19 protein-coding genes and 3 tRNA genes are annotated in these 16,652 nt (G+C 28.4%); 11 read left to right on the forward strand and 11 right to left on the reverse strand.

The annotated features are described in order from the left end of the window. The first annotated feature begins 2 nt into the window (after nt 1-2). From VK164_RS02545 to VK164_RS02585, 9 genes are all read left to right on the forward strand, one after another. Nucleotides 3-662 carry a hypothetical protein gene (locus VK164_RS02545; protein WP_324207841.1) on the forward strand — a complete coding sequence of 220 codons (660 nt, stop codon included), beginning with the start codon at nt 3-5 and terminating at the stop codon, nt 660-662. Nucleotides 663-921: 259 nt separating this feature from the next. After that, nucleotides 922-1,386, forward strand: a complete 465-nt coding sequence (locus VK164_RS02550; protein ID WP_324207842.1) for a hypothetical protein — start codon at nt 922-924, stop codon at nt 1,384-1,386. Nucleotides 1,387-1,705: 319 nt separating this feature from the next. Continuing rightward, nucleotides 1,706-2,215, forward strand: coding sequence for a TIR domain-containing protein (locus VK164_RS02555; RefSeq protein WP_324207843.1), 510 nt, complete (start codon nt 1,706-1,708; stop codon nt 2,213-2,215). A gap of 3 nt (nt 2,216-2,218) precedes the next feature. After that, a complete protein-coding gene (locus VK164_RS02560; RefSeq protein WP_324207844.1) occupies nt 2,219-2,767 on the forward strand; it encodes a toll/interleukin-1 receptor domain-containing protein in 549 nt (182 codons plus the stop codon). A 2-nt stretch (nt 2,768-2,769) separates the two neighbouring features. After that, nucleotides 2,770-3,546: a TIR domain-containing protein gene (locus VK164_RS02565; RefSeq protein ID WP_324207845.1), complete on the forward strand. Its 777-nt coding sequence runs from the start codon at nt 2,770-2,772 to the stop codon at nt 3,544-3,546. Next, complete coding sequence (locus VK164_RS02570) at nt 3,537-4,727, forward strand: toll/interleukin-1 receptor domain-containing protein (RefSeq protein ID WP_324207846.1); 1,191 nt, start codon at nt 3,537-3,539, stop codon at nt 4,725-4,727. Before VK164_RS02565 ends, VK164_RS02570 begins: the two co-directional genes overlap by 10 nt. A 1-nt stretch (nt 4,728) precedes the next feature. Next, complete coding sequence (locus tag VK164_RS02575) at nt 4,729-5,688, forward strand: hypothetical protein (protein WP_324207847.1); 960 nt, start codon at nt 4,729-4,731, stop codon at nt 5,686-5,688. A gap of 28 nt (nt 5,689-5,716) precedes the next feature. Beyond that, entirely contained in the window at nt 5,717-7,120 is a 1,404-nt protein-coding gene (locus VK164_RS02580; RefSeq protein WP_324207848.1) for a hypothetical protein, read from the forward strand. Nucleotides 7,121-7,154: 34 nt separating this feature from the next. Continuing rightward, nucleotides 7,155-8,822 carry a hypothetical protein gene (locus VK164_RS02585; RefSeq protein ID WP_324207849.1) on the forward strand — a complete coding sequence of 556 codons (1,668 nt, stop codon included), beginning with the start codon at nt 7,155-7,157 and terminating at the stop codon, nt 8,820-8,822. 321 nt (nt 8,823-9,143) lie between these two features. Here VK164_RS02585 and VK164_RS02590 read toward each other — a convergent pair. From VK164_RS02590 to VK164_RS02600, 3 genes are all read right to left on the reverse strand, one after another. Further along, nucleotides 9,144-9,226: transfer RNA gene (locus VK164_RS02590), tRNA-Leu, on the reverse strand. A 42-nt stretch (nt 9,227-9,268) separates the two neighbouring features. After that, a tRNA-Lys gene (locus VK164_RS02595) sits at nt 9,269-9,341 on the reverse strand. A gap of 27 nt (nt 9,342-9,368) precedes the next feature. Further along, nucleotides 9,369-9,441 (reverse strand) — tRNA-Lys (locus VK164_RS02600). Nucleotides 9,442-9,567: 126 nt separating this feature from the next. Between VK164_RS02600 and VK164_RS02605 the strand changes: the two genes are divergently transcribed. Beyond that, complete coding sequence (locus tag VK164_RS02605) at nt 9,568-10,086, forward strand: shikimate kinase (RefSeq protein WP_324207850.1); 519 nt, start codon at nt 9,568-9,570, stop codon at nt 10,084-10,086. On the opposite strand, the gene VK164_RS02610 is transcribed toward VK164_RS02605, so the two are convergent. Genes VK164_RS02610 through VK164_RS02620 form a run of 3 tightly spaced genes read right to left on the reverse strand, consistent with a single transcriptional unit; the run spans nt 10,078 to nt 11,544 of the window. Next, nucleotides 10,078-10,572: a phosphoribosyltransferase family protein gene (locus VK164_RS02610; protein ID WP_324207851.1), complete on the reverse strand. Its 495-nt coding sequence runs from the start codon at nt 10,570-10,572 to the stop codon at nt 10,078-10,080. The genes VK164_RS02605 and VK164_RS02610 overlap by 9 nt on opposite strands. A 10-nt stretch (nt 10,573-10,582) precedes the next feature. Beyond that, the gene (locus VK164_RS02615; protein ID WP_324207852.1) at nt 10,583-11,149 is read right to left on the reverse strand and encodes a methyltransferase domain-containing protein; all 567 of its coding nucleotides are present in this window, start codon (nt 11,147-11,149) and stop codon (nt 10,583-10,585) included. Between the two features lie 2 nt (nt 11,150-11,151). Next, a complete protein-coding gene (locus tag VK164_RS02620; protein WP_324207853.1) occupies nt 11,152-11,544 on the reverse strand; it encodes an RNA-binding S4 domain-containing protein in 393 nt (130 codons plus the stop codon). A gap of 80 nt (nt 11,545-11,624) precedes the next feature. Here VK164_RS02620 and VK164_RS02625 point away from each other — a divergent pair, with 80 nt between their 5' ends. Beyond that, a complete protein-coding gene (locus tag VK164_RS02625; RefSeq protein WP_324207854.1) occupies nt 11,625-12,644 on the forward strand; it encodes an FKBP-type peptidylprolyl isomerase in 1,020 nt (339 codons plus the stop codon). Nucleotides 12,645-12,697: 53 nt separating this feature from the next. On the opposite strand, the gene VK164_RS02630 is transcribed toward VK164_RS02625, so the two are convergent. The 5 genes from VK164_RS02630 to VK164_RS02650 all read right to left on the reverse strand — a co-directional run bounded on the left by VK164_RS02630 (nt 12,698) and on the right by VK164_RS02650 (nt 16,642). Further along, on the reverse strand, nt 12,698-13,291 hold the full coding sequence (locus tag VK164_RS02630; RefSeq protein WP_324207855.1) for a DUF6705 family protein: 594 nt from the start codon (nt 13,289-13,291) through the stop codon (nt 12,698-12,700). Nucleotides 13,292-13,361: 70 nt separating this feature from the next. Continuing rightward, nucleotides 13,362-13,970, reverse strand: coding sequence for a DUF6705 family protein (locus tag VK164_RS02635; RefSeq protein ID WP_324207856.1), 609 nt, complete (start codon nt 13,968-13,970; stop codon nt 13,362-13,364). A 60-nt stretch (nt 13,971-14,030) separates the two neighbouring features. Further along, nucleotides 14,031-14,603 carry a DUF6705 family protein gene (locus VK164_RS02640; protein ID WP_324207857.1) on the reverse strand — a complete coding sequence of 191 codons (573 nt, stop codon included), beginning with the start codon at nt 14,601-14,603 and terminating at the stop codon, nt 14,031-14,033. 70 nt (nt 14,604-14,673) lie between these two features. Then, nucleotides 14,674-15,273 carry a DUF6705 family protein gene (locus VK164_RS02645; RefSeq protein ID WP_324207858.1) on the reverse strand — a complete coding sequence of 200 codons (600 nt, stop codon included), beginning with the start codon at nt 15,271-15,273 and terminating at the stop codon, nt 14,674-14,676. 10 nt (nt 15,274-15,283) lie between these two features. Then, complete coding sequence (locus VK164_RS02650) at nt 15,284-16,642, reverse strand: hypothetical protein (RefSeq protein ID WP_324207859.1); 1,359 nt, start codon at nt 16,640-16,642, stop codon at nt 15,284-15,286. Between the last annotated feature and the right edge of the window lie 10 nt (nt 16,643-16,652).

Raw genomic sequence — 16,652 nt, forward strand, 5'->3', positions numbered from 1 at the left:
TTATGTTAAGAATATACATTTTTTTAATATTTTTTTTGAATGTAATATCAATTTACAGTCAAACTGATACTATTTCGTCTAGAAATGTAAAAAAGGTTTATGACACAATCAAAGGTCAGTATTCATATTATGAAAAGATAGATTTAAATGATAAAGATTTTACTAATAATAAGAATTATAAATTAATTCTTGATAAAATTATTAAGTCTAAAAATAAAATTGAAGTTATCAAAGATGGAAAATTAATTAAAGAATTTTTTTTTAAAGATGAAGAATATTATATAATAATAAACTTTTTCGAAAAGGATAACTTTATTTCAGAATACAGGGTTTACTGCCAGAAAAATGAAATTATTAAAATTGAAGAGTACTCTAATGAAAAAATATTAAAAGCATACTTTTTTGGTTTGAATAAAAGACAGTATGTTTATGAATATCATGATTGGGGTTATTTTTTAATTGATAAATTCAATGGAATGATAAATACATATAAAATAACTCAAAATTTTAAAGGTAAAGAAATTGAAAGAGTTTTATTTACTTCAGAAACAATTAATAATGTTGAAAATGATTCAGAGGGTTTTTTTTATAATGACTTTAAAGAGTTTGATTTTATTAAGGAAAAATTAAATATTAATTGTGATATTTGTAAGCTTAGATAATAAAAGTAGCTTATTAAGATTCGAAATAAATTATATGTAAAGTAAAATTATAAATTTTAAAATATTGCGTTTCGCTTAAAATTTCCTGTTACAGAAATCGACCAAATTTTTTAACACTACAGGAAGTAAGAGTGGAAACGTCTGCGGTAAGCGTGGGCGTTCCTTTTTGCTATGTAGTGTGGGTTCTTGGTCGGACCTCTGTGACTAGCTTGGGGAATTAGCCCACGTGCTTTTTTAACCTATTTAATACCGCAGAGATATGAATTGTTACCACCACAATGAAGAAGTTTCAGTAGCGCAATGTCAAGATTGTAGAAAAGGACTTTGTAGAAATTGCTCTAAGAAGTTTTCTTTTCCTATATGTACTGCTTGCAATAGTATCAGAATACAAAATGAGAAAAGTCAAATTGTTAAAGATTTGATCTTTGCTTATGGTTTTGGATTGCTAATCATGTTTATGATGAGTAAATTTTCAATGCATAAACAACCACAAAATGTTGGATTCTCATTTTATTTAGCAATGTTTTATGGATATTCAGGTATTGTGCCAGGTTGGAAAATATTAGATAAAGGTTTTCCAAAGATGTATTTTAATTTATCTATTTTTTATTTTGGATATTTATTGATTAAGTTATTTGCTGCGATTTTCATTGGATTTTTTGTCTTACCATTTATGACGTTCAAGCATATTAGAAGATTAATCCAATTAAATAAAATCAAGTGATTTTTCTTTCCCTTAAGTTTAATTTTCAAGATATCAAAATTTAATAAAATCCGCGGAAGTAAATTTTAAGTTTCCTTTTACGGAAATCCGTAAAGTTTTATCAATCCCTTTATTTACCTTAGCTGTTGTAATTTCCTACGTATTTTTACCTGGTTTGAAAATCAGGTATTTTTACGGGTTGTATAGATACTTTTTTTTAGTTATGTTTGGGAATTATACTACAAATTTAGATAAATGATGTAGTTTTTATTTGAGTTGTAAGAGAAATATATTTCTAGGTTGTTTGTTAAGGTGAAGAAAAGTAAAAAAGAAATTGATTATGGTTAATTGTTTTATTAGTTACCATCACAAGAATGATCAAAATTATTTGAATGAATTAAGACTCTTAAAAGAGGGAATGAAAGTTGCGGATTATTCATTAAAAGATGATATCGGGTATTTAAGCGATGATGGTATCTACAAAAAAATTCGGGATAAAATGCGAAGTTGCTCAGTCACGATTGTACTCATTGGTTCTGAAACAGGCAAAAGAAAATGGGTGGATGCTGAAATTTGGGCATCATTAAGAGGATATAAACATCCTACAAAATCACTTAAAAGCTTTAAAGCTAATGGGTTATTGTGTATTTTTTTGCCATGTCAAAACCATTCTATTCCACCTCGGCTACAAGATAATATTGATTCTGGTTATGCTGTATCAATGCGTTGGAGTAATGTTGAAAGAGATTTTGAAAGTAAAGTAAATTATGCTATTTGGAAGAGAGATAACTTATTTAATTCAATAGACAACTCTCGAACTAGAATGAAAAGAAATATTTTAAAGAAATAAAAAATGATAGGAATTAATAGAGCTTTAACTTTAAATGAATTTAAAGCAAATTTAAATTTAAATTTAAATGTTAAATGTGTTTTTATCAGCCATCAAAAAGCCGATACAGAATATTGTAAAAAAATAGCAGACTATCTAATAAATGCAGGTATTGATGTTTATTTTGATGAGTATGATAAAGATTTAAAATTTTATAGACAAACAAATAACCCAACTGGAGTTGTTGACTCTATAAAAAAAGGTATAAAAATGAGTTCGCATATGCTGTGCGTAATTTCCAAGGATACTTTATATTCAAAATGGGTACCATGGGAAATTGGATATGGAAATGATAAAACTATTCAAGGAGCAATAACTATTCAAGGTATTACTTCTTCAGAATTACCAGATTATTTAAAAACAGTTCAAGTGGTTAGAGGTATAAAATCTTTCAATAGTTTGATAACACAAATTACAGGTCAATCAGAATATATTTTAGAAAATCAAAGAAAGATAAAAACCTATTCTTCATTCTATCATCCATTAGCTACAATTTTAGAAAATAATTTATAATTATGGAATATTTTATTTCAAAACTTTCATTTGAAAATTCAAGGCAGCTAATTGACAATGTCATTGCCCATTCATGGGATGGAAGTAGTTTTACAGATTTAGGTCAAAAGGATAGAAACTGGTTAGTTTCAATTATTCTAAAAGGCTATGGCATATACAGCATTGATAAAAAAAGTGATGGTAAATGGAGTAAAAGGAAAAAGTTTTTTTATGATGGAAATATTTTCACATGGAATATTTCAATACCAAAAAATATTCAAAAGCATAAAACATTTGTTAGCTTTTATCATAAAGAAGATGAAGATAAAAGAATAGAATTTGACAATAGGTTTTCTGATTTAATTATTAATAAATCTGTTAATGATGGTGATATTAATTCAGATAACAGTGATGGTTACATAAAACAACTTATTCAACAAGGTTATTTAAATGATGTTACTGTATTAGTAGTTTTGCTTGGACCTAAAACAAAATGTAGAAAGCATATCGATTGGGAAATTTATGGAGCTTTAGATCTTAGAGTTGGTGATAAATATTCTGGAATACTGGGGATAAGGCTTCCTTCACACCCAGATTACAATTCCAATTACTATGATGAAGATGAGTATCCCGAGAGATTCATTGAAAATTTTAAGTCAGGTTACGCAATTCTAAAAGATTGGACTGAGGATAGATATTTATTACAAGAGTATATTGAGCAAGCGTTCTCAAACAGAGAAAATTCAGGAATGATAGTCAATAAAGGAATATTACAGTTAACAAAAGATTTATGTCAATAAAAGAAAACAATTTCACAAGCCCATTTTCAATTTATGTCATTTGGCATCCGGAATTTATTGAAGGTAAATTATATGCTGAAAATATATTTTCAACCTTTTGCAGGGAACTAAAATCTCCTCTAGCAAGAGCGATTAATATTCCTGTATACTTCCGAAGTAAGCCAAAACCTAATAATAATATTCCAATAGCAATTAACTATAAAGAGTCTCATAAAAATGCAGTTGTAATATTAGTTGATGAAAAAATGGTTAATAATGATGATTGGAGAAGTTATGTTCAAGAATTAGTTAAAAACATACCTAAAAACACTAGAGTGTTTCCAATTGCATTTTCTGACTATTCATACTATATCGACCAAGTCGGTTTAAACAAGATTCAATTTATTAGAGCGAATGAAATTAGTGGTGTAACTGATAGTGATATTTTTGACAATAAATGGAAGTTAATCAAATCACGTTTATTACATGACATAGCTAGACAATTAAAAAATGAAAAAGAAGTCTATAATACCAAAAAAACTGACGATGCTCCTGTGAAATTATTTTTAAGTCACGCAAAAAAAGATGGTGAAGATTTAGCCAAAAAATTCAGAGACTATTTAGAAAGTTATACCAAGCTAGATACTTTTTTTGATACAAATGATATTGCTGATGGTCATGATTTTGAAGAACAAATTAATAAAAATATAGACAATTCAGCTATTATTATCTTCAATACTGATGAATACTCCAATAGAGAATGGTGTAGAAGAGAAGTAATAGTTGCTAAGAGATTTGGCTGTCCTATTTTATGTGTTCAAAGTGTAAAAAAAGGAGAAACTAGAAGCTTTCCATATCTAGGAAATGTTCCTACTTTGATATGGGAAGATAATATTGAAGAAATAATAAATGATACATTAGTTCAAGTAATTCAAATTAGTTATAACAAAGCGTTACTTGAATATTGTAAAAAAATGTATGAAATAGATACAAAAAACTATTGTATAATTTTATCAAAAGCACCTGAACTATTCAATTATATTGATATTGAAAAATACAAATCTGAGAATATTGTAGAAACAAAAGACTTAGTTGTTTTATATCCTGAACCACCTTTAGGAATTGAAGAAATAAATTTACTCAACGATGTTGATAGTACAATTAAATTTTTAACGCCGGTTCAATTACCAAATTACATTTAGTATGATAAATAAAGATAAAAATGAACCTGAAGATTTTGAAGATTTTCTAGTAAATGAAGTCATTGAAGAAAGAGATGAGATGAAATCTAAAAAATTCCTTTTCACTAATAAAAAAATTGCAATTTCAATTAGTGAAAGCGAGAATTTAGAAGAGCTAGGATTCTCTAAAATCCACCAGCAAGACACAATATTAGAACTCACGAGGTATTTAATTATCAATGGTGCTACATTATTATATGGAGGTGATTTAAGAGCTGAAGGATATACTTTTTTGTTTTCTGAAATTGTAAAACAATATACGCCTCACAAAGACAATAACAGATACTATGAAAATTATTTTAGTTTTCCAATCTATTTAAACATTCAAGAAAGGCAAAATTTAGACTTCATTAAAAATGGAGTAAAAGTTAATAAAGTAACACCTCCAGAAGATTTAAACTTAAATATAAATGAGTTTTACCCACCAATTGGGAATGAAAACTTATTTATTTGGTCAGAGTGTTTGACGAAAATGAGAAATCAAATGAATGATGATAATCATGGTAGAATTTTCATGGGTGGTAGAAAAAGTAATTTTAAAGGAAAATACCCTGGCTTATTAGAGGAAGTATTACTTTCATTAAAATCAGATAAACCAACTTATTTAATTGGAGCATTTGGGGGCATAACAAAGTCTATTATTGATGCTGTAAATAATGAAAAACCCGAAGAATTATCTGAAGAATGGCAAAAAAAACAGAATCCAGAATATAGTAAATTTGTTGATTTTTATAATTCCAAAGAAAATAACATAAAAATAGATTATAAAGAGAGTTTAAATTTCATTAATACTTATTCATTAAAAAAATTAAGTGATAATAATGGATTAAGTGAAAGTGAAAATCAAAGATTATTTGAAACTATTCATATTCATGAAATAATATTTTTAGTATTAAAAGGATTAAAGAACTCATTAAACTAGTTTATTTTTTAATATAATTATATTAATAATGATAAAACTATATCTAGATTGGAACATAATGTCAGGATTGAAAAATGGTCATTTTCCAGAGTTATCTGCTATAGTTTTAAATGAACAAAAATTCTTCTTACCCTATTCGACATCGCATATCGGAGATATTTTAGCAAGTATTAAAAATCATTCTGAAGAAGAACAAAGATTGATTAATCAAGATTTAGATTTTATTAGGGAAATTTCCAAAAACCAATGTCTATTTAATACTGGGGAGCAAGTTTTAATTAATACAATAGATCCAGGAGAATTGTTAGATGATAGAATAAGAGAAGCACCTCTATTTACCGATTTTAGTTTAGATAGTTTATTTAGTTCAATTGGTAACGACCCTTTGATTAATTCAATGAAAGACATGCTGGCAACAATTCAATTGGATAGTGCTTTTAAAGCAGCTTTCGATAATCCCGAAAGTGCAGATATGATGAATAAAATGTTTCCAGGCTTAAAAGAAGAACCTAATATGAATGGCTTTTTTAAAAGTTTAGGGAATATGTACCAAAATTTAAATGAAAAGGAAGATTATAAATTTTTAAGAGATTCAGTTCAAAAAATCGGTGTTAACAGTGGACACTTCAATGATGATAAAGATCCCTATGAAGTAATTCAAAATGCTTATAAAAAGTTAGGCATAGAACCATTTAATCCAGACCAATATTTCGATAAAAATAAAAATGCTCCTGCATGGTTTAATGATTTAACAAATAGTTATATCACTCTAGATATGCATGGTTACAAAGCAGATAAGGTTAGAGTAAACGAAAAAGAAAGCAATACCTTTAAAAACACCACTGAGGATGCCTCTCATACTGCATTTGCATCACTATGCGATATTTTTATCACTAACGACAATAAAAACTTTTTTAAAACACAAAAAGTGTATGATAAATTTGGTGTAAGAACTAAAGTTTTTAAACCACAAGAATTTATTAGTTATTATCACAAATATTTGAATCAAAAAACATTTGACGATTCATATGCAGCGGTTATTAATGACTTAAATAATATAGAAAATAGACAACCATTGTATTTGGATAATGGAGATTTTTTTGGTGTGGAAAAGTTCTGCGATTATTTCCATTTTAATTTTTTCAATAAAATAATAATTCCAAAAACTAATAACGAAGATTTTTATTTTTTGTTAAGTAAAGAAACACCTTCTAATTATTTCATTTGCACCCAACATGAAATTAATCAACTTTTACAATTATTTATCGAAAAATTAGGGATGGATTGTGATGGAAAATCAATTTTAGAAGGTAATGAAATACAATCCTTAGATTTTTGGGAAGGAAGAACTTGGATTACCAATATTGGAAAAATTAGACTATGTATAGAAAATACTAGGTTTCATTTATATTTTTATTTAAATAATAACTAGATGCTTAATTTGTGTTTTTTTACAATTTACTTAAATGAAAACAAAACTAATATCCAGATTAGGCTATAAAGAATTTTATAAAAATTCGGAATCAATTGATGTTCTTGTTAAGCAAATACATCTAGAGAGTGCATTAGAATTTCTGGTACTTATAAATAAAAATGAACATTTAGTTTACCAAAATGAATATTCAGAAATTAGATTTATTCTTAGAGAGTGGATACCTGATGCATCGGAGGATTTTAAAACAAATTTTATTCGAGTTTTTATAGAACATTCTGAAAGAAAAAATCTCAAAAATGTAAAAATAATTAACAAGATAAGCACATTACGAACTATCGAAATCTTATTAAAGAAAAAGATAAATATTGAAAAAGTAAGTCATAATCCTGAAAGTCTTTTCAAACTCTATTTAATCTTAAATGACGAAATAGCCAATAGACTAGAAGTTTTTACAAAAAAGTATCTGGTTGGTAATTTGTCAATGTCAAATGAAATAAGACTTCATCTTCATTTAGGGTTAAATCAATATTTAATCAATACAGATTTAGCCAATAAAAAACTTTGGGTAGAAGCTTTAAAATTCGTGCAATTTGAAAAGTGGATAAATACCAAACCGGAATTAGAAAATACTTTGACAAGGTATTTGGAAAAATTCAATGTTAAAACACTTTATGAGTTATTTACACTAATATTTAGAATTGGTCAGGTTGCCATAAACCATCATAAATTCTCAATTGACGAACAAGAGAAAGGAATTACATTTTTTAATTACATCTCAAATCATAATATTAATTCTTCAGAATGGAATGAATTATCAGAAATAATGAAAAATCCATTATATAGAATGGATAATGGAGAATATTTGATTATTGATTTTTATTTTGTTTTGAATAAATTTTTTACAGGGATGTATCATGATTTATTGAATTTTTCAAACTCTGAAAATTCAAATTTTCACCAAGTTTATAGTTCGGATTTTGTTGAAAAGTATCTTTTAGGAAATGCTGTTAATTCAGTTTTTGGTAATAAATACATTCAGTTCAATGAAGATAAAATTAAAAGCTACAAGGTGAAGAATATCAATAATCTTGCTTTACCAGATTACTACATTAGGAATGGGAATAAAGTTTTTCTATTTGAATGTAAAAACTCATTAGTATCACTAATTGCTAAACTAGATTCTAAATTTGAAAAGGTAGAAACAGATTTTAAAAACAAGTTTTATGAAAGTGGAAATAAAAATAAAGCAGCTAAACAACTATTGAATTTTATTAATTTGTCAAATGATGGTAAATATTCCTTTTTTGACACGTGTGCTAAAAATAATAATTTAATTTATTATCCAATTATAATTACGACCGATGATACATTGACATCGCTTTCCTTTAATAATTTAATAAATGAATATGTTATTAAAGATTTAAATGAAATAGATGATAAATTAAAAATGAGAATCAAACCAATAACAATTATTCATATTAATGACTTATTGTATAGAACAACATACCTAAAAAGATTAGATGTTTTAATTGATGCTTATCATAAGCATTTTGAGAATAGTAAAAATTTATACTTTGATAGATTTATATCATTTACAGATTATATTGAAATTTTTGTTTTTAAGAGAAAAAAATCTATTGATTATAAAAGTTTAGAAAAAGTAATGAAAGAATCTGTTTTGAGTGAAAAAGAAGAGTAATTTTTATAAATTAATGACTCGTTAATTTATAAAAATCAATAATTTTAATATTAAGGATTTTAATTTTCTTAAAACTATTTAATAAATATTAGGTTTAAAATAATTTAAAACCGTTTTAGAGCTTTTTAAATACAAATTGATATTTTGGTAGTTTAAGAATTTTCTATGCAATAGAAGTTATTTATATTCCTTTTTAAGATTATGTTATGATTCAAAAAAATCTTCAGAAAAACTAATAGGACTAAATAAAAAAATAGTCCCCTTTTTACTCCCCTAAAAATAAAATTATCAATAAAAATAGCACTTTATAAATCATTGTAGTGACCATGGAGGGATTTGAACCCTCACGCCCTTACGAGCACCACCCCCTCAAGATGGCGAGTCTACCGTTTCTCCACATGGCCTAAAATAAAAAAAGTTACTCACCAAGGCGAATAACTTTATTGTGACCTGGCTGGGATTCGAACCCAGGACCCCATCATTAAAAGTGATGTGCTCTACCAGCTGAGCTACCAAGTCGGTGCTTTCAAGAATATGTTATTGTAGTGACCTGGCTGGGATTCGAACCCAGGACCCCATCATTAAAAGTGATGTGCTCTACCAGCTGAGCTACCAAGTCATTTATTTCCTTGAATGCGGGTGCAAATATAGTAACATAAATTCGTTTTTCAATGGGTTTTTCTTATAAATTTGTCTTTTTTTTAATTAATTTTTTTAACTCCTTAATTTATAAGGGATTATTTGTATGATAAAAGTTGTTTTAGTAGGGTATATGGGCAGTGGAAAGTCTTCTGTTGGTAAAAAATTGGCTTCATCAATGGATTTACCATTTGTAGATTTGGATGAGTTAATAGAAAAAAAGGAAGGAATTTCAATTAATAATTTATTTGCATCTAAAGGTGAAATCTATTTTAGAAAGCTTGAAAGCGAAATTTTGAAGCAAGTATTAGCAAAAAAGGATTCATTTGTATTGAGTCTTGGAGGAGGTACACCATGTTATTTTAATAATCATGAATTATTAAAGCATGATAGTGTGGTTTCAATATATTTGAAAGCTACGGCTATTTCATTAGCAAACCGATTGACAGTTGAAAAAACAACGAGACCGTTACTCACTAATCTGAATGATGAGGAATTGATAGATTATATTAATAAACATTTATTTGATCGTTCTTTTTACTATCATCAAGTTGCACATGTAGTTAGTGTTGATGATAAGTCAATAACACAAATTGTAGCCGAAATAAGCGATTTATTAAGATAAATAGGCGTACGAGTTATTTTCCTCAAAAACTACTTGAATATGCTCTTGTAATGAGGTAGAAAGCGATAGCCCTTTGAAATCTGCTTTAACGGGGTATTTTTTATGATTTCTGTCTACCAATACAGCTGTTTTAAATTTACTTAACGGTACTTCTAAGAAATGTTTGACACCATATATTAAAGTGGTGCCAGAACTTAAAACATCATCTATTAAAACTAATCCTTTGTTTTGATATTCCTCTTTTGGAATTGAAGTGGTTACAATGTCTTGAGGTTGATGTTTGTTGATTTTAACTTCACAAAGGGTGATTTTTAAATCAGAAATAGCATTAAGTTCTGCGCCAATTTTTTCTGCAAAAATATATCCATTAGAGGTAATTCCTGCTAAAACCACTTCTTCTTCATCAATAAATGTTTCGTAAATTTGGTAGGCAATACGTTTTGTTTTGTGTGCTATTTCCTTTTCAGTTAAAATAATATTTTTCATTTTTGTTGTGTTATTTTTTTTCAAAGATAAAAAAGAGTTCTTTGTCTTTTCTTGGTTTGATTGAATTATATGCTTTATCTAAAATTTTAATTCTAAATTTTTCAGAGAACAAATTTAAGTATTCATCAATAGAGCCACCAAATGGCGGACCTTCATTTGATAAAGGAAAATTAAATAGTAGTCCAACTATTTTTCCATTTTTATTTAATAATTGATGCATTTTTGTTGTGTATTGTGCTCGCATTGATGGTGGAATTGCACAAAAGAAAGTTTGTTCGATTACCAAATCAAAAGTTTCATTGATTTCAAAAAAATCATTGTGTATTAAATTTGCTTGAAAATTCGGATTTCTTTTGGCAATATTATTTAGTGGAGAGGCTGCAATATCTAAAACAAATACATTGGTAAATCCATTTTTAATGAGATAATCAAATTCATAACCATTTCCAGCTCCTGGAATTAAAATACTAATGTTTTTATCTGTAATTTGATCAATATATTCTTTAATTGGAGTTGTTATTGCGCCAACATCCCAACCAATTTCATTTTTTTGATAGCGTTCTTCCCAGTAATTCATTATTAATCTTCTTTATCGTTATAAAAATCTTCATCAGAAATATAATCATCTATTTCTCTACGATCTTTTTTTGTTGGTCTTCCGGTACCATTGGCTCTATAATGTTCTTTTGAAAGGCGAAGTAATTCTAAATGTTCAAAGGCTTCAGGCGGTGTTTCGTCTTTTCTGTACATATCAACTAGTTTGGCACCTAATCGGTTTAGAGGTAAATCTAAAACGGTTAATTTATAGTTGATTTGATCTTTTCGAAGGCTGATTTTATCAGTTGGATAGACTTCTCGAGAAGGTTTAGCTACCTGACCATTCACTGTGATATGCCCTTTTTTTGCTGCTTCGGTAGCAATACTTCTAGTTTTATAATAGCGAACACACCATAAATATTTATCAATTCTCATATATAAATCAAAAATCCGTGTTAATATTTCTACAAAAATAAATGAAAATTGTATCTTGCGCCCTATAAAAATATATAATAATGATTAGAGTTTATAAAATAGTAGCTTTATTGATTATCGGGTTTACTTTTATGGCGTGTCCATCTGATGATTCACCAAGTTCTGAACCATTAAGAGATTATCAGGAAGTTTATAATGAAGAGATTGTTGAGATTGAGAATTTTTTGGATACACATTATGTAACTGTTGATGCAGATTTTAACACCACATTTACTGAAATACCTGATGGGGGTACACAAACACCTATATCTGAAATGCCTGAATTAACTCATTTACCTGTAACTTTGAATGATGTTGACTATAAGGTATATTATTTAAAATTAAATGATGGAATCAATGAAAATCCAACAGCAATTGACTCTGTTTACTCTTCATATAAAGGGCAATTATTAGATAAAACTATTTTTGATCATGCTTCAACACCTATTTGGTTTAAATTAGAGGAAGTTATTCCTGCTTGGGGAAAAATATTTCCATTATTTAAAACGGGTGATTATGTAGAAAATCCTTCTACGGGATTAGTTACTTATTCGGGCTATGGTGCAGGTGTTATGTTTGTTCCTAGTGGTCTTGGATATTATAATATTGAGAAAGCATTAATTCCTGCTTATTCCCCATTGATTTTTACTTTTAGTTTAAAAAGATTAAGATATCGTGATCATGATGGTGATAAAATACTTTCAAAATATGAATATGGGCCTGATTTGTCTGAAGAAGCAATTGATACTGATGGAGATGATTATTATGATTATTTAGATGTTGATGATGATGCAGACGGGGTTTTGACTAAGGAGGAAATTAAATTTACATATCTTGACGGAACTGTTACTAAAACGGCATATTATCCATACACAGGCAAATCGACAGATGACCCTTTGACGCCTTATGATGATAGAAGAGGAATTCCTAGAAAGTTTACTGGTCCTATTGTACCGCCTTCAACTTTGCCATCACCAGCTTCTGATGACTCAGATTTTACAGATCCTACAAGGTTAAGAAGACATTTAGATAAAACGTGTAAACCACCATATACAAATTAAAATAAAAAATCCCGCCTACAAATGAGGCGGGTTTTTTATTTATTTTAAGATGTTTATTGTTTTATTAAAGTTAACTCACCGAGTGGTAATGAAAACTCAGCAGGTGGCCCTTCGACTTCTAAATATGCCCCACCACTTGGATTTGTTATTTTAATTTTCATAACTTCTTGTCCATTCTCTGTAGTTCTACGCATGATTAAATCTGCATATCTTTTTGAGATTGGGTCCATTATTGAAGTATATAATCTTTTTTCATTTGTTAAGCAACTTGTACATGGGAATAATTTAAAATTATTCCCAACTAGAAAATTACTATCAATTTTATGAACTCTTTGATTGCTATACACTGTATTTAATTCTGATAATGTATTTACTTTTACTATGCCATTTTCAATATATTGATATTCTCCTATGATTAAATCTTCATAATATTCACCATTATATTGTTGTACTTTTTTTACCAATACTATTTTAAAACTTGTGTTACCGTTTGTGTATTCATAAATCCCTTCAAACGGGTTGAGTAGATTGTAAGTATCTTTTAGATAATATCCGTTTGGAAGTCCTGTTCCTGATTCGCTGATATCTAAAATAGGTGACTGCGCTTTGCAACTAAGAGAAAGCAATAGTAAAATAATTATTTTCAATTTTTTAATCATAATATAAATATACAAAAAAAGCAACGACTTTTAGAATTGTAAAAGGCGTTGCTTATGTTTATTGTTTTATCATAATAAAATTTGAATCAATTTCAATTATAGGATTTGCATAACCTGTTGTTGGATCTCCTTCAATTCTTGCGGGAGGAGGTGTACCCCATTTAAATACTTCTAAAGCAGGTTGACCATTAACAGATATTAATCTTAAATTTAAGTCTGCAGACCAAAGACTTATCGGTTCTGTTAGAGACAATTGTAACCGTTTTTCATTTGGATTACAATAATTGCACATGGGAATATTATAATTCTCTAAAATGCTATTACCGTCTATTTTATGAGCTATTTGCATCGGATAATCTGTATTGAAATTAGCTAAAGTGTTTATTTTTTCCACACCATTTTTAATGTATTGGTATTCACCTACTATTAAATCTTCAAAAGAATTATTAATAAACGGGGTGTTAATTACTTTTCTTAACTTAATTTTTAAAGTATCTGTAGGACTACTATATACCCAAGTACCTACATAAGGATCTAATAAATTATTTATATCTTTATAATAAGCACCATTTATTCTTGTGCCATTCATGTCTTCAATGTCTATTATTTGCGAACATGCATTTAAACAATTAAGTAAAACTGCAAGGTTTATTAGGCTTTTAATCATAAAATAAATATACAAAAAAAACAACGACTTTTAGAATTGTAAAAGCCGTTGCTTATATTTTTACAGTTTTGTTAGTATTACATTTGTAGGGATTGAAAAGTCTAATGGTTTTGGACCTAAGCTTGGGTCTCTGTATGTTTCAAAATCATGTAAATACCACTGTAGCTGTTGTTCGCCATTAGGACCTATTTGCAAAGTTAACTCAGCCATACATCTTTTATTTTTAATAATATCATTTACAATCATACCCAATTCATTTATGTCAGGATAAGAAACACCTCCTTGCATTTCGGCAAAATCTACCCAAGTTGCAGGGTCAATTGTAAAACTGGTTGTAAAATTTAGCTTATCAACTAATACATTTCCGTTTTCTTCATAACGATATCCTCCTAAAATTAAATCTCTAAAATAGTTAGAATTAGGCATTTTCCAATGTTCTACCTTTTGAAGTTTGATGGTAAAAGTTGAAGTTCCATCTGTCCACTGCCATGTACCTGCAAAATTGTCATAAACATGTTCAGTATCTTTTATATAATTATTATTCTTTAAATGTTTTTGCTGAAAATTAGACAAAGGATAAGTGTTTTGAGCTTTGCAACCAATAGAAAGCAATAATAAAATAATTATTTTCATTTTTTTAATCATAATATAAATATACAAAAAAAACAACGACTTTTAGAATTGTAAAAGCCGTTGCTTATGTTTATTGTTTTATTAAAGTGTACCAACCATATGGAATTGTAGTTTCTGGAATTATTTCACCATCTCTTTTTCTTACACCAGCATACCCTATAAATATTTTTATAGCTTCTTGATTTGCCACTGTTGTTTTTTTGAAGATAATATAGCCAGCTCTACCTACAGAAGGATTTGGATCTTTAAATCCTAGATATACTCTTTTTTCTCCTGGTGCACAATCTGTACAGTTTAACCTTTGTGGAGAAGTAAGTATTGTATTCCCAGAAATTGTATGTCTTTTTTCTTTTCCATAATTTGTATTTATTTCTGGTAATGTATTTGCTTTTTCAATGCCATTTTTTACATATTTTATTTCTCCAACCAAAACATCTTCATAATATCTACCTAAAAATTGGAATGTGATTTTGCGTAATTCAATTTTTAAAGTATCTAAACCATTTGAGTATTCCCAAACACCTTCATAGTTATTAAAGACATTATCTGTGTCTTTATAATAGGCTCCATTTAATATTGAACCATCTCTGTCTTCTAAATCAATAATAGGATTTTGAGCATTAACTATATAAAAGTTCATTAAAAGTAAAAGTGTTATTAATTTTTTCATAATTTATTTTTTAGTTACAAGGTGAATTATTTACAATGGAATTGGCTGAAACAGGATCAGTTAATGACAATTTGGACCAATTAGTCAACGTACTATCTGCTTTGTATAATGAAATACCATAGTTTGAAAATTTTTTCAAAAAAGCTCGTTCACTATTTGAATCCGATGAATATATTATTTGCATCATTTCAAGTAAGACGGCGTTTTTTTCACTATCCTCACAATCTGCCAATTCGGGAATATTCCAGTCGTTTTCAATTTGAAGTTTCAGTTTTACAATATTATCAACCTTAATACAATATACATCTCCACTTGAACTTACAACCATGTTAAAAACAAGCGCTTTGTTTCTAACTGTTGCTCCCTGATAAAGACTGAGTAAATTATCGACATCTTGCCAAGAAAACATTGTGTCATATCCAAAAGGGTGGGTATGTATGGAACCATACCATAATCCTCCGAGACTTACAGGAGCCGTATTACCATTACCAACTTCCCATAAATGTTCGTAATTATCAGGTTGTTCTATTACTCTTGTTACTTTAAAAGAAACACCTCTTTCATCAGGCTCATTTAAAAAAGTTTTTAAAGAATCTATTATTGGTTTTATGTTTTCTCTATTAGAGACAAATTTATTTTTCAAATCTGTACAAGGATCAATTACTTCTTCCTCTTCACCCAACTCCAAAACCGGTATGGTTTCTATAGGATTATTGCAGTTACCACAATTGTTTGGAGGTGTTGAAACATTTCCAGAATTGGTAGAACTGCTTGTTCCACCACCAGAGGTGTTGTCTACTGTTCCAATGTCGTTTCCTGTATCTTCCCCACCTATATTGTCGCCCCAACACGTTACCACACAATCAATGGTTACATTGTTTCCTGTGCAATAAGTACCTGGTGGATGTGGCACTGAGTAAGGGCCGCTCTCTGTTAAATCATGGCAAAGTATAGTACAAACTGAATAGCAATCGGATGATATTTTTCCTGTTGTACTCACTAATGCATCGTTATACACAATAGGTGTAACAGATTGCAGACCATTAAATGCACTATTTGTAAAATAATCCATAGTATTTAACGGATAAAACGGCTGATAATTGATAATTGTAGCGTTTATACTCCCATCGTTTTCATATTTAATTACTAAGTTTTCAAATGTGTTAGCATCATCAATGGCTCTGTTAATCAAAAGGGTATAAGTGGTTCCGTTTTCTGATTGAACAATTTTAACGGGTTTATCTGCAATTGTAAACTGATATTGTTCTTCCATAACCGTTTTAGCAGCATTGTTTTTTTGAGCTTGCACTTTGTTGTAAGCTTTACTAAACTTTTGGTCTTTTAGCAATTCATTAAAACTTTTGTGCATAATTTTAACT

It is taken from the genome of Flavobacterium sp., assembly GCF_035299005.1.
GTDB lineage: Bacteria > Bacteroidota > Bacteroidia > Flavobacteriales > Flavobacteriaceae > Flavobacterium.

What these genes read in the sequence shown, in the direction of transcription:
- VK164_RS02545 (WP_324207841.1), top strand. Translation starts at nt 3, where the DNA reads ATGTTAAGAATATACATTTTTTTAATATTTTTTTTGAATGTAATATCA.
- VK164_RS02550 (WP_324207842.1), top strand. Translation starts at nt 922, where the DNA reads ATGAATTGTTACCACCACAATGAAGAAGTTTCAGTAGCGCAATGTCAA.
- VK164_RS02555 (WP_324207843.1), top strand. Translation starts at nt 1,706, where the DNA reads ATGGTTAATTGTTTTATTAGTTACCATCACAAGAATGATCAAAATTAT.
- VK164_RS02560 (WP_324207844.1), top strand. Translation starts at nt 2,219, where the DNA reads ATGATAGGAATTAATAGAGCTTTAACTTTAAATGAATTTAAAGCAAAT.
- VK164_RS02565 (WP_324207845.1), top strand. Translation starts at nt 2,770, where the DNA reads ATGGAATATTTTATTTCAAAACTTTCATTTGAAAATTCAAGGCAGCTA.
- VK164_RS02570 (WP_324207846.1), top strand. Translation starts at nt 3,537, where the DNA reads ATGTCAATAAAAGAAAACAATTTCACAAGCCCATTTTCAATTTATGTC.
- VK164_RS02575 (WP_324207847.1), top strand. Translation starts at nt 4,729, where the DNA reads ATGATAAATAAAGATAAAAATGAACCTGAAGATTTTGAAGATTTTCTA.
- VK164_RS02580 (WP_324207848.1), top strand. Translation starts at nt 5,717, where the DNA reads ATGATAAAACTATATCTAGATTGGAACATAATGTCAGGATTGAAAAAT.
- VK164_RS02585 (WP_324207849.1), top strand. Translation starts at nt 7,155, where the DNA reads ATGAAAACAAAACTAATATCCAGATTAGGCTATAAAGAATTTTATAAA.
- VK164_RS02605 (WP_324207850.1), top strand. Translation starts at nt 9,568, where the DNA reads ATGATAAAAGTTGTTTTAGTAGGGTATATGGGCAGTGGAAAGTCTTCT.
- VK164_RS02610 (WP_324207851.1), bottom strand. Translation starts at nt 10,572, where the DNA reads ATGAAAAATATTATTTTAACTGAAAAGGAAATAGCACACAAAACAAAA.
- VK164_RS02615 (WP_324207852.1), bottom strand. Translation starts at nt 11,149, where the DNA reads ATGAATTACTGGGAAGAACGCTATCAAAAAAATGAAATTGGTTGGGAT.
- VK164_RS02620 (WP_324207853.1), bottom strand. Translation starts at nt 11,544, where the DNA reads ATGAGAATTGATAAATATTTATGGTGTGTTCGCTATTATAAAACTAGA.
- VK164_RS02625 (WP_324207854.1), top strand. Translation starts at nt 11,625, where the DNA reads ATGATTAGAGTTTATAAAATAGTAGCTTTATTGATTATCGGGTTTACT.
- VK164_RS02635 (WP_324207856.1), bottom strand. Translation starts at nt 13,970, where the DNA reads ATGATTAAAAGCCTAATAAACCTTGCAGTTTTACTTAATTGTTTAAAT.
- VK164_RS02640 (WP_324207857.1), bottom strand. Translation starts at nt 14,603, where the DNA reads ATGAAAATAATTATTTTATTATTGCTTTCTATTGGTTGCAAAGCTCAA.
- VK164_RS02645 (WP_324207858.1), bottom strand. Translation starts at nt 15,273, where the DNA reads ATGAAAAAATTAATAACACTTTTACTTTTAATGAACTTTTATATAGTT.
- VK164_RS02650 (WP_324207859.1), bottom strand. Translation starts at nt 16,642, where the DNA reads ATGCACAAAAGTTTTAATGAATTGCTAAAAGACCAAAAGTTTAGTAAA.